The organism is Streptomyces sp. AA1529, from assembly GCF_000280905.1.
In the GTDB taxonomy this organism is placed as follows: Bacteria; Actinomycetota; Actinomycetes; order Streptomycetales; family Streptomycetaceae; genus Streptomyces.
On sequence record NZ_ALAP01000056.1, the window covers coordinates 34,343 to 45,387 of the forward strand.

Below are 11,045 nucleotides of genomic sequence, written 5' to 3' on the forward strand. Positions count from 1 at the left end.
AGCCCGTGCCCGTCCTCGACCGCCCGCTCCGCCACACCCTGAGACTCGCCGCGGCTGCGGCGCTGTCGCTGGCCTGCCTGTCGGCGCAGCAGGCCGGTGCCGCGCCGCTGCCCTCCTCCGCACCGGCCGGGGGCGCCGCCACCGGCCGGGCCGCCCTCTCCCCCGAGCGGTTGGCCGACGGGGTGCGGGGCCGGGACGTGGTCCGCCATCTGCGGGCCTTCCAGCGGATCGCCGATGCCAGCGGCGGCAACCGGGGCTACGACCGGCCCGGATTCACCCGCTCGGTACGGTACGTGGCCGGCCGACTCGCAGCCGCCGGGTACCGGGTCGAGCGGCAGCGGGTGCCCTACACCGACTTCGACATCGCCAAGGAGCGGCTGTCGGTGCGGACGGGGAGCGGCGCCGGCCGGAAAGTGCCTGTCCTGATGACCCGCTTCACCCCGTCGACCTCCGCGGCCGGTCTCGACGCACCGTTGGTGGCGCCGCCCCGCGGGAAGACGGGCTGCGCGGCGTCCGACTACGACGGCGTGGCCGCGCGCGGGGCGGTCGTCGTACTGGCCCGCGACGCCTGCGGATTCGGACATCAGCAGCAGGTGGCCGCACAGGTCGGCGCGCGGGCGGTGGTGATGTACTACCCGACCCCGTCACCGCGGAACAACTACCGCCTGATGGGCCTGCCCCGGGGCAGCTACGTGCTCCCGATGGGGATGGTCTCCCAGACCGACGGCGAACGGCTGGCACGGCGGGCCGCCGCCCACGAGGGCGCCCGGGTGCATCTGACGCTCCGCGGCCACGACGTCCGGCGCACCACGGTGAACCTGATCGCCGAGACCAGCGGCGGTGACCCGGACGACGTGGTGGTGATGGGCGGCCACCTCGACAGCGTGCCGGAGGGGCCGGGCGTCAACGACAACGGCTCCACCGCCGCCACGGTGCTGCAGACGGCGCTGGAGCTGGCACCGCACCAGGACAGGGTGCGCAACAAGGTGCGGTTCATGTGGTGGGGCGCCGAGGAACTCCTGGACGTCGGCTCCGGCTACTACGTCGACCATCTCTCGCCCGCCGAGCGTGGCAGGATCGCCGCCGTTCTGAACGCGGAGCTGCTCGCCCCGTCCAACTACGGCCGCTTCGTATGGGATCCGGGGACCGGCGGCAGCCACCGGATCGCCGGGCTGTTCGCCGGGTACTTCGCGCGGCACGGACTGCCCTACGAGCGGCAGGACCCGGGCGCGATCGGCTCCGACCACCTGGTGTTCCAGGAGGCGGGCATCCCGGTCGGCGGGCTGGACGGGGGCAACCTGCAGGTGAAGACCCCCGAGCAGCAGGCCCGCTTCGGCGGCACGGCCGGGCAGATGTTCGACCCCTGCTACCACCAGCCGTGCGACCGGCTGGAGGCCGTCGACCGGACCGCGCTGGACACCAACGCCCGCGCGCTGGCCTGGGTCCTGGGCGAACTGGCGCTGAAGGACGGCGCCGTACGCGGGATTCGGGCCGCGGGGTAGTCCGGCTGGGCCCGGCGGTCACCGGCGGGCCCAGCCGCCGGTGACCGCCGGTGACCGCGGGCGGCTCGCCGTCCGGCCGCGGCCGCCGGCCGGCCGCCCGTCAGCCCGCCGCGTCCGGGGACGCGGTGAACGAGGCCGGGCCCTCCTGGGAAGCCTGCTTGATGCGGAAGTGCGCGTACTCCTTCATCGGCGGCAGCTCGTCGAGGCCGAACCAGCCGACCTCCAGCGACTCCTCGTCGTTGACCCGCACGGCGCCCGCCGCCCGCGCGGTGGCCCGGCAGCGGAAGACGATGTCCATGAACTGGCAGATGTCCCCGTTGGGGTAGGTGACGGGCTTGTCCAGCGCGTACACCCCGACCAGACGCTCGGCCACGCACCGGACGTTGGTCTCCTCCCGCACCTCGCGCACCGCGCAGTCGGCCGGCTGCTCGCCGGGCTCCGGGATCCCGCCGATCACCGCCCACCGGCCGGTGTCGGCGCGCCTCCCCAGCAGTACCCGCCCCCGGTCGTCGAAGACGACGACGCTGACGCCGGGCAGGTGGAGGAGCTGGTGACCGGCGGAGCGCCGCAGGTCGCGGATGAAGTCGGGAGTCGCCATGCTCCGACCCTATGCCGGGCCGGGTCCGCGCGCCGCCCGAGGCGGCAGCGGGCGGCCCGCGGGGATCAGGCCGCCCGCAGCGCGTGCAGCCGGGCGCGGATGTGGTGGACCGCCGCCTCCGCGTCGTCCACCGTGACGGTGAACAGCCGGCCGTCACCCAGTCGCAGCACCAGCCCCTCCCCCCGCCGGATGACGACGGCGGTGCCCTTCTCGGGCCGCCAGCGGTAGCCCCAGCCGCCCCAGTGCCGCGGGGTGACCCGGGGGGCGTGCTCGGCGTGCACGACGTCGCGCAGGTGGATGCGGCGGCGCGGGACACCGGCGTGGCCGCACCGCACCTCCAGCGTGTCGTTCTCCACCTTCACCTCGACGTGCACGAAGGCGAGGGTGCCGAAGAGGACGAGCAGGCCGACGGCGACGCAGCCGACGACGGACATGATCCGCGGCACCACCCCACCGGGCCAGGTCATGTCCACCGCGAGATCGATGCCCAGCGCCAGGCATCCGACGCCGACGGCGGCCAGGCCCCACTGCAGCCGGCTGCTGGCGCGACCGGTCCACACCTGCGCGCCCGGCGGCGGGACGACGTGCCGCGGAGGCGCGGGGGCGGGGCCGCGGGCGGCTTCGCCGCGGGGTCCGGCGCCGCCCTGGGCGGATGCGGCGCCGTCACGGGGACGGTCACTCATGTCGGCAGCGTACTCGCGAGACCCCGCACCGGCAGCCGGAGCGGGCCGTGTCAGGCGGGCGGAACCGGACCGGGTTCGGTCCACGGGGTACCGGGCACCGCGGACCCGGTACCGAGACGCCCCCGGGGGCACCCGCGGCGACCGGCCCCGGGAGCGGCCCGCGGCCGACCCGGGCGGGGCGGTCAGGCCCGGGCGGGAGGTCAGGCCCGGGCGGCGGGGGCGGCGCTCCCCGCGGCCAGCAGCCGGCCCTCGGCGTAGCTGAATGCCGCATCCGGCAGGGCGGCCGTCCGGCCGCTGTGCAGCACGGTGAGCTCTCCGGTGGGCGGCGCTTCCGGCTCCGGGCGGACGCCGGCGCGGCGCAATGCCTGGGCGCAGACGGCGGCGGCCGAGCCGTACAGCGCCGGGCCCTCGGCGCGGTCGCCGCGCAGCGCCTCCTGGATCCGGCTGCCGACCAGCTCGTAGTGGGTGCAGCCGAGCACGACCGTCGCCACGTCCGCGGGGGTGCGCTCCGCGGCCGCGCGCACGGCGTCGGCGATCAGGGCCTCGGAGCCGCTCTCCACGGCGTCCGCGAGTCCGTGGCAGGGCACTCCGGTGATGTCGGCGCCGTTCCCGAACTCCTCGATCAGCCGCCGCTGGTAGGGGCTGCCGGTGGTGGCCGGGGTGGCCCAGATGGCGATCCGCCCACCGGTGCGCACCGCGGCCGCCGCCGCGGGCTTGACGGCCGGGACGGTGCCGATGACGGGCAGACCGGGTTCCAGTTCGGCGCGGAGCGCGGGCAGCGCGTGCACCGAGGCCGTGTTGCAGGCGACGATCAGCGCGGCCGGGCGGTGCTCGGCGGCGGCCCGGGCGCAGTCCCGCGCCCGCGCGGCGATGTCCGCGCCGTCACGGGGCCCCCACGGCAGTCCGTCCGGGTCGGAGGAGAGCACGAGGTCGGCGTCGGGGCGTGCGCGGCGCACCGCCGCGGCCGCGGGAAGCAGGCCGATACCGGAGTCCAGTAGCGCGATCTTCATGTGGAGGAACTGTACTTCACGGACGAAGACCGCCCCCGTTCGCAGCTGCCCCCGGGCGACGGTCCGCGCACCTGGTTCCGGGTCCGGCGCGCGGCGGAGCGCCGGCGGGGGCGGGTGTACGGCAGACTCCGCACGATGAGCGCGCTCACCTGGACCTCGGCCGTTCCGCTCGCCTCGCTGGCCGCGTGGGCGTGGCTGCTGCTGGGGCAGGGCTTCTTCTGGCGGACCGACGTCCGGCTGCCGCGCCCCGGCGGGCCGGAACCGGACCACTGGCCCGCCGTGTGCGTGGTGGTTCCCGCCCGGGACGAGGCCGGGGTGCTGCCGCTGACCCTGCCGACGCTGCTGGCCCAGGACTATCCGGGGCGGACGCGGATCGTGCTGGTGGACGACGGGTCCCGGGACGGCACCGGCACCGTCGCCCGGGAGCTGGCGGCGCGCGCGCCGGAGGGTCCGCCGCTGACGGTGCTCCGATCCGGCGGGCCCGCGCCGGGCTGGACGGGGAAGCTGTGGGCGGTGCGGCAGGGCATCGGAGCCGCCCGCCGCGACCCCGCGGAGCCGGAGTTCCTGCTGCTGACCGACGCGGACATCGCACATGAACCGGACTCGCTGCGCCGCCTGGTGCACGCCGCGCTGGGCGGGCAGCTCGACCTGGTCTCGCAGATGGCGCGGCTGCGGGTGCGCACGCGGTGGGAGCGGCTGATCGTGCCGGCCTTCGTGTACTTCTTCGCGCAGCTCTATCCGTTCCGCCGGGTCAACCGGCCGGGCGCCCGCACCGCGGCGGCGGCGGGCGGCTGTGCGCTGCTGCGGACCGCGGCCGCGGTCCGCGCCCGGGTGCCGGACAGCATCCGGGACGCGGTCATCGACGACGTGTCGCTGGGCCGCGCCGTGAAGCGCTCGGGGGGCCGGATCTGGCTGGGTCTCGGCGACCGGGTGCGCAGCGTGCGCCCGTACACGGGGCTGGAGCCGCTGTGGCGGATGGTGTCGCGCAGCGCCTACGCGCAACTGCGCAACAGTCCGCTGCTGCTCGCGGGCACCGTGCTGGGGCTCGTGCTGGTCTATCTGGTGCCGCCGGTGTGGGCCTGCGCGGGCTCGCCGGTGGCCGGAGCCGGATGGCTGGCGATGACCCTCTCGTACGTGCCGATCCTGCGCTACTACCGGCAGCCGGTGTGGTCGGCACCGCTGCTGCCGGTGACGGCGGCGCTGTACCTGGCCATGACCGTCGACTCGGGGGTGCAGCACCACCGGGGCCGGGGAGCCGCGTGGAAGGGCCGCACCTACTCCTGAGGGCGTGGCCGGATCACCGCAGCGCGGCCCGGGGGCCCGTCACTTGCGGCCCGGTGTCCACTGCATGCCCCAGCCGTACTCCTCGTCCACGGTGCGCTGCGGGCTGACGCCGCGCCGGGGGACGAGGTAGCGGGCCTCGCGGCGCACCATCAGCTCGCTGCGTTCGTTGCTGATCAGGGCGAGGGCGCAGACGGTGGAGGGGACGGTGCACTCGTCGAGGGAGAAGTCGACGGGCGCGCCGTGCTGCGGCTGCAGGGTGACGGTCGCGTGCAGCCCGGCGAAGCTGCGGGCTCCCTCGTAGATGGTGACGAAGATGAGGATGCGGCGGAGTTCGGCGGCGTGGTCGAGGTTGATCGTGAGGTTCTCGCCGGTCTCCACGGCGCCGGTCCGGTCGTCCCCGTCCAGGTGGATGTAGGGCGGCCGGTTCAGCGAGCCGAAGGAGTTGCCGAGGGCCTGGACGACGCCCTTGCGTCCGTCGGCGAGTTCGTAGAGGGCGCACAGGTCCAGGTCGGGACCGGTGAGGGCGCCCATGGCCCGGGTCAGCCGGCCGGCCAGGCCCTTCGGCGGCTGGGCCTGGGTGGTCCAGTTGAGGTTGACCCGCATCGCGCCGGAGGTGCCGCCCTGTTTGGTGAGCGAGACCGACGGGGCCTCCTTGGTGAGCGTCACCTTGGTCAGCCGCACCGGTGCGGGTCCGGTGGCCGCGGGCGGCGCCGCGGGCGGCGTGCTCGGCGCCGCGGCGGGGGCGGCGGGTGCGGAGACCTGGGGCACCTGCGGGGCCCGGACGCCGGGCGGTGCGGGGACGTGCGGCGTCGGAGCGCTGCTCGGGTCCGGCGGCGGAGTGCCGGTGCCGGCCGTGGTGGGCGTGCTGCCGGTGGGCGCGGCGTCGTCGACGCCGATGCCGAAGTCGGTGGCGAGCCCGGCCAGTCCGCTCTCGTAGCCCTGGCCGACGGCGCGGAACTTCCAGGCGCCCTGCCGGCGGTAGAGCTCCCCGAGCAGGTACGCGGTCTCCCCCGCCGCGTCGGCGGGGTCGAAGCGGGCGATCTCCTGGCCCGACGAGGGTCCGCCGACGGTCGCGTCCAGCAGCCGTACGTACAGGCCGGGGACCTGGCCGAAGCTGCCGCCGTCCGCCGAGGCGGCGACGACGATGCGGGTGACGTCCGGTTCGACACTGTCCAGTTCGACCGTCAGTTCGTCGGTGCAGGCGGCGCCTATCGGGTTCTTGCCCTCGTGCCGGACGGCCGAGGAGGAGTGCCGCGGCTGGTTGTAGAAGACGAAGTCGTCGTCGGAGCGGACCTTGCCCTGCTCGGTCAGGAGCAGCGCCGAGGCGTCGACGTCCGGCACGAGGGAGCCGGACGACCAGCCGAGTTCGACCCGCACCGCCGTGGCGGGTACGGGGACGTTCATCCCCTTGCGCATCGTCATGGCCACTCCCCCTGGGTTCGGTTCCTGCGTACCGCTCCCCAACCTATTGCACCGGGCCACCGCTGCCGAAGCCCCCTCGCCCCGACTCCCCGCACTCGAACATCTGGCAGGGGCATGGGCGTTCTATGTCCTAGCCGGTGGGCTTATGCTTCTGTCAGCTTCCCCTCCCGCGCGCCCGCAGCAGGGACAGGCGGGAACAAGCCATGAACCTGTGCCTGATCAGCCGTCACCGTGGTCGGCATGGGGGTATTCGCCCTGTTCGGGCTCTCCCGCGTGCGCCCCTGGCGCGGCTGCCTCCGATGGGGCGAAAACCGGCTCCTGCCTGCACCGACAGGGAAGGCGCAGGCGTTCCTTCCGCACCTCTCTAGTGCCGATGCCGAATTTGGGCTTAACTTATGAGTATGACCTCCCCCCGCAGCTCTTACAGCGGCGGCTACTACGCTGCACCCTCCTACCCCGAGACACCGATCTACGACAGTCTCGTCGCTGAGCGGGGCACGCCGCAGATCGCTCCCATCCGGGTGCCGTCGGCCTATGACACGGGAGGCACCGGGAACGCGCTCGCGGCGCTGCCTCCCGCCCTGCCCTCCGGCCCGGCCGCACCCCAGCAGCCCGGCTCCCTGCAGTACTCCGCACCGGCGCAGTCCTACGGCTACCCGTCGGCCGCCGCGCCCCAGCCGCAGATGCCGCAGCCCGCACCGCAGCAGGCGCCGATGCGCCAGCAGCCGATGCGGCAGGCGCCCGCCGCACTGCCGCCCGGAGGCGGCGGGGGCCAGGGCGGACCGGTGCCGCTGCAGCACACCCCGGCACCGCACATCCCGCAGCAGGCCCAGCGCGGCTACGGCTACCCGGGGCCGGGGGGCCCGGCGCAGCCGCAGCAGCCCATGCAGCAGCAGGGCCAGCCCCAGGTCCAGGTGCAGCAGTACCAGCAGCAGGCGGTGCACAACCAGGCCACGCAGTACATGCGCCCGGTGGCGCCGCGGCCGGCCGCGCCCCGCCAGATGCCCGGGCAGTACGAAGAGCCCTACGACGGCGGCTACCAGTACCCCGGCCGCGGCTACTGAGCGGTCGGCACACCGTTCCGACGCCGCAGGCGTGCACCGCCGTTGGGGAGACGGCGGTGCACGCGGAACACCCCGGGCTCAGTCCGCCAGCAGCCGGGACCTGATCAGGAAGCGCACCCCCTCGGGAGCCTCCAGGGAGAAGCCGCTGCCCCTGCCCTGGACGGTGTCGACGGTCAGATGGGTGTGGCTCCAGTAGGCGAACTGGGCGGCCGACATCCAGAACGGCACCGGGTCCGGCACGCCGTCGATCCGCAGCTCGCCCAGCAGGACGTCGGAGTCCCCGGTGCGGAACTCGCCGCGCTCGTAGCACATGGGACTGCTCCCGTCGCAGCAGCCGCCGGACTGGTGGAACATCAGCGGCCCGTGCTTGCCGGTCAGCATCCGCAGCAGCTCGGCGGCGGCCGGTGTGACGGCGACCCGCTCGGGCTCCGCAGCGCCCTCCGCACCGGGTCGCGCCGGAGCGCCGTCCGCAACCCGCCCGGCCCGAGCGCCCGGTGGCCGGGCCTCCATCAGAACAGTCCCATCTTCTGCGGTGCGTAGCTGACCAGCAGATTCTTCGTCTGCTGGTAGTGGTCGAGCATCATCTGGTGGTTCTCCCGGCCGATGCCCGACTGCTTGTATCCGCCGAACGCGGCGTGCGCCGGGTAGGCGTGGTAGCAGTTCGTCCACACCCGTCCGGCCTGGATGGCCCGGCCCGCCCGGTAGGCGCGGGCGCCGTCGCGGGTCCAGACACCGGCCCCGAGCCCGTAGAGGGTGTCGTTGGCGATCCGCACGGCATCGTCGAAGTCCTCGAACGCGGTCACCGAGACCACGGGCCCGAAGATCTCCTCCTGGAAGACGCGCATGCCGTTGCCGCCCTCCAGAATCGTGGGCCGCACGTAGTAGCCGCCCTCCAGCTCGCCGCCCAGTTCGGCGCGGGTCCCGCCGGTGAGCACCCGGGCACCCTCCTGCTGCCCGATGTCGAGATAGGAGAGGATCTTCTCCAGCTGGTCGTTGGACGCCTGGGCGCCCACCATGGTGTCGGTGTCCAGCGGATGGCCCTGCACGATCGCCTCGGTGCGCTCGACACCGGCGTCCAGGAAGCCGCGGTAGTGGCTGCGCTGGATGAGCGCGCGCGAGGGGCAGGTGCACACCTCGCCCTGGTTGAGCGCGAACATGGTGAAGCCCTCGAGGGCCTTGTCGAGGAAGTCGTCGTCCGCGGCCGAGACGTCGTCGAAGAAGACGTTGGGGCTCTTGCCGCCCAGCTCCAGGGTCACGGGCTTGAGGTTCTCGGAGGCGTACTGCATGATCAGCCGGCCCGTGGTGGTCTCCCCGGTGAAGGCCACCTTGGCGACCCGGGCGCTGGCGGCCAGCGGCTTGCCCGCCTCGGCTCCGAAGCCGTTGACGATGTTGATGACTCCGGGCGGCAGCAGATCGGCCACCAGACTCATCCAGTAGTGGATGGAGGCCGGGGTCTGCTCGGCGGGCTTGAGCACGACCGCGTTGCCCGCGGCCAGCGCGGGGGCGAGCTTCCAGGCGGCCATCAGGATGGGGAAGTTCCACGGGATGATCTGCGCGACCACGCCCAGCGGTTCATGGAAGTGGTAGGCGACGGTGTCCTCGTCGATCTGGGAGAGCGAGCCCTCCTGGGAGCGGATCGCGGCGGCGAAGTACCGGAAGTGGTCGATGGCCAGCGGGATGTCGGCGGCCAGCGCCTCCCGGATCGGCTTGCCGTTCTCCCAGCTCTCGGCGACGGCCAGTTCCTCCAGGTGCTCCTCCATCCGCTGCGCGATCTGGTTGAGCAGCTGCGCGCGCTCGGCGGGCGGCGTACGGCCCCAGGCGGGTGCCGCCGCGTGTGCCGCGTCGATGGCCCGCTCGACGTCCTCGGCGGTGCCGCGGGCGATCTCGGTGAAGGCGGCGCCCGTCACGGGGGTGGGGTTCTCGAAATATCCGCCCTGCTTCGGGGCGACGTAGCTGCCGCCGATCCAGTGGTCGTAGCGCGGCTGGTAGCTCATCAGCGCGCCGTCGGTTCCCGGTGCGGCGTAGCGGCTCATGCTCTGCCTCCCTGTGCTGGGCGCACACGGCGTCCTGGCGTGTACGCGGGCGTCCTCGGCCCGCCCGGCGGTGGGCGGACGTCGCGGGGAGGTTAGTCGCGGCGACGTTGCGGATACGTTGCGCGCCTGCTCCCGGCACCGTCCGGCACGGGAGCGGGGGGCCGCAGCCCGTAGGCGGCCCGCAGCTCCCGTACCCGTGCCGCGGTGCCCGGCGTGGGGCGTGCGGTGTGCAGGGCCTCCCACATCTCCAGGTCCTCCTCCCCGGCCGCGGTGCACAGCCAGCGCTCCAGCAGCCGCGGCTCGGGACGGGTGAGCAGCCGGCGGCGCAGCCGCTGCTCCAGCAGCCTGCGCAGCCGCAGCACTCCGGGCGCCGACGAGCCGGGCAGCAGCGGACCGCTGCACACGTCCAGGGCCGTACCGGGGTCGTCCGCGGCGAGCGCGTCGACGACGGTGTCGTAGTCGGTGTGCGGGCGATCCCGCAGCCGGTAGGGGCGCGAGTCCAGCAGCGGGCCCAGCAGGTGCCGCAGCCGGGAGAGTTCGGCGCGCAGCGTGACCGGATGCACGTCCCGCTCCCCGTACAGTTCGCGGGCCAGTTCCTCACCCGTCAGCCCGTCGGGGTGCGCGGCCAGCAGCAGCACGATCTCGCTGTGCCGCCGCCCCAGTCGCAGCGGCCGGCCGGAGGCGCGGGTCTCCGGGGTGTGCAGCAGCGCCTCGTCCCGGCCGAGGACGGCGAGTGTGCAGACGTCCGGCGGCGGGGGGCCGCTCGCGCGGGGTTCCGCTTCCGGAGCGGCCAGGCACGCTTCGGCCGCGCGGGCCGTGGCCTGGACCAGGGCGAGGCTGTGCGGTGACGCGAGGTGGTCGCCGCCGGTCAGGTCGACGGCTCCGATGACCCGCCCGGTGCGCGGATCGTGCACCGGCGCGGCGGCGCAGGTCCAGGACTGCACCGGGCGGCAGTAGTGCTCCGCGCCGAAGATCTGGACGGCGTGGTCGACCGCGAGGGCGGTGCCGGGCGCGTTGGTGCCGCTGGTGCGCTCGGACCACCGGGCGCCGGGGACGAAGTTCATCCGCTCGGCGCGGCGCAGCACCTGCCGGTGGCCCTCCACCCAGAGCATGGTGCCCTGCTCGTCGCAGACGGAGAGCAGATGGGCCCCGTCCTCGGCGATGGTGCCGAGCAGTTCGCGGAAGAGCGGCATGGCCCGAGCCAGCGGGTGGGCCTCCCGGCGCCGGGCCAGCCCGGCGTCGTCCATCTCGACACCCGCCATGCTCTCGGGGGCCAGCCGTGCCCCGGCGCAGCGGCGCCAGGAATCGGCCACGACGTCGCGGACGGGTGCGGCGACGGTGCCGCCGGTCAGGAATCGTTCGTGGGCCCGGCGCAACTGCCCGGCCCGCTGGACCGCGTCGGCACCGGCCTCGAGTGCCAGCCATGGATTGCGCACCCCGTCATCGTGC

General features: G+C 74.5%; 10 protein-coding genes. 3 read left to right on the forward strand and 7 right to left on the reverse strand.

Features of this window, described 5'->3' with window-relative positions:
• Positions 1 to 5: 5 nt before the first annotated feature.
• Positions 6 to 1,502, forward strand: a complete 1,497-nt coding sequence (locus A949_RS0117120) for a M28 family peptidase (RefSeq protein WP_019357244.1) — start codon at positions 6 to 8, stop codon at positions 1,500 to 1,502.
• A 100-nt stretch (positions 1,503 to 1,602) separates the two neighbouring features.
• Here the strand turns inward: A949_RS0117120 and A949_RS0117125 are convergent, their stop codons facing one another.
• The 3 genes from A949_RS0117125 to A949_RS0117135 form a co-directional block, all read right to left on the reverse strand.
• The gene (locus A949_RS0117125) at positions 1,603 to 2,100 is read right to left on the reverse strand and encodes an NUDIX hydrolase (protein ID WP_019357245.1); all 498 of its coding nucleotides are present in this window, start codon (positions 2,098 to 2,100) and stop codon (positions 1,603 to 1,605) included.
• Positions 2,101 to 2,165: 65 nt separating this feature from the next.
• Positions 2,166 to 2,783, reverse strand: a complete 618-nt coding sequence (locus tag A949_RS0117130) for a hypothetical protein (RefSeq protein ID WP_019357246.1) — start codon at positions 2,781 to 2,783, stop codon at positions 2,166 to 2,168.
• Positions 2,784 to 2,983: 200 nt separating this feature from the next.
• Positions 2,984 to 3,793, reverse strand: coding sequence for a glutamate racemase (locus A949_RS0117135; protein WP_019357247.1), 810 nt, complete (start codon positions 3,791 to 3,793; stop codon positions 2,984 to 2,986).
• A gap of 135 nt (positions 3,794 to 3,928) precedes the next feature.
• On the opposite strand from A949_RS0117135, the gene A949_RS0117140 reads away from it, so the two are divergent.
• The gene (locus A949_RS0117140; protein WP_026004744.1) at positions 3,929 to 5,077 is read left to right on the forward strand and encodes a glycosyltransferase; all 1,149 of its coding nucleotides are present in this window, start codon (positions 3,929 to 3,931) and stop codon (positions 5,075 to 5,077) included.
• A 39-nt stretch (positions 5,078 to 5,116) separates the two neighbouring features.
• Here A949_RS0117140 and A949_RS0117145 read toward each other — a convergent pair whose 3' ends face one another.
• Positions 5,117 to 6,499, reverse strand: a complete 1,383-nt coding sequence (locus A949_RS0117145; protein WP_019357249.1) for a TerD family protein — start codon at positions 6,497 to 6,499, stop codon at positions 5,117 to 5,119.
• Between the two features lie 401 nt (positions 6,500 to 6,900).
• Here A949_RS0117145 and A949_RS0117150 point away from each other — a divergent pair, with 401 nt between their 5' ends.
• Positions 6,901 to 7,563 (forward strand): DUF6643 family protein, encoded by a 663-nt coding sequence (locus A949_RS0117150; RefSeq protein WP_019357250.1) that lies wholly within the window; start codon positions 6,901 to 6,903, stop codon positions 7,561 to 7,563.
• 78 nt (positions 7,564 to 7,641) lie between these two features.
• On the opposite strand, the gene A949_RS33715 is transcribed toward A949_RS0117150, so the two are convergent.
• The 3 genes from A949_RS33715 to A949_RS0117165 form a co-directional block, all read right to left on the reverse strand.
• The gene (locus A949_RS33715; protein ID WP_019357251.1) at positions 7,642 to 8,073 is read right to left on the reverse strand and encodes a DUF779 domain-containing protein; all 432 of its coding nucleotides are present in this window, start codon (positions 8,071 to 8,073) and stop codon (positions 7,642 to 7,644) included.
• Positions 8,073 to 9,596: an acetaldehyde dehydrogenase ExaC gene (exaC, locus tag A949_RS0117160; protein ID WP_019357252.1), complete on the reverse strand. Its 1,524-nt coding sequence runs from the start codon at positions 9,594 to 9,596 to the stop codon at positions 8,073 to 8,075. The genes A949_RS33715 and exaC overlap by 1 nt, the downstream gene beginning before the upstream one ends.
• 92 nt (positions 9,597 to 9,688) lie before the next feature.
• Positions 9,689 to 11,032: a helix-turn-helix domain-containing protein gene (locus A949_RS0117165; RefSeq protein WP_037706644.1), complete on the reverse strand. Its 1,344-nt coding sequence runs from the start codon at positions 11,030 to 11,032 to the stop codon at positions 9,689 to 9,691.
• Between the last annotated feature and the right edge of the window lie 13 nt (positions 11,033 to 11,045).

Bases quoted from the DNA above. Each gene is read 5' to 3' on its own strand.
- A949_RS0117150 (WP_019357250.1), top strand. From the start codon at position 6,901: ATGACCTCCCCCCGCAGCTCTTACAGCGGCGGCTACTACGCTGCACCC.
- A949_RS0117145 (WP_019357249.1), bottom strand. From the start codon at position 6,499: ATGACGATGCGCAAGGGGATGAACGTCCCCGTACCCGCCACGGCGGTG.
- A949_RS0117125 (WP_019357245.1), bottom strand. From the start codon at position 2,100: ATGGCGACTCCCGACTTCATCCGCGACCTGCGGCGCTCCGCCGGTCAC.
- A949_RS0117135 (WP_019357247.1), bottom strand. From the start codon at position 3,793: ATGAAGATCGCGCTACTGGACTCCGGTATCGGCCTGCTTCCCGCGGCC.
- exaC (WP_019357252.1), bottom strand. From the start codon at position 9,596: ATGAGCCGCTACGCCGCACCGGGAACCGACGGCGCGCTGATGAGCTAC.
- A949_RS0117140 (WP_026004744.1), top strand. From the start codon at position 3,929: ATGAGCGCGCTCACCTGGACCTCGGCCGTTCCGCTCGCCTCGCTGGCC.
- A949_RS0117130 (WP_019357246.1), bottom strand. From the start codon at position 2,783: ATGAGTGACCGTCCCCGTGACGGCGCCGCATCCGCCCAGGGCGGCGCC.
- A949_RS33715 (WP_019357251.1), bottom strand. From the start codon at position 8,073: ATGGAGGCCCGGCCACCGGGCGCTCGGGCCGGGCGGGTTGCGGACGGC.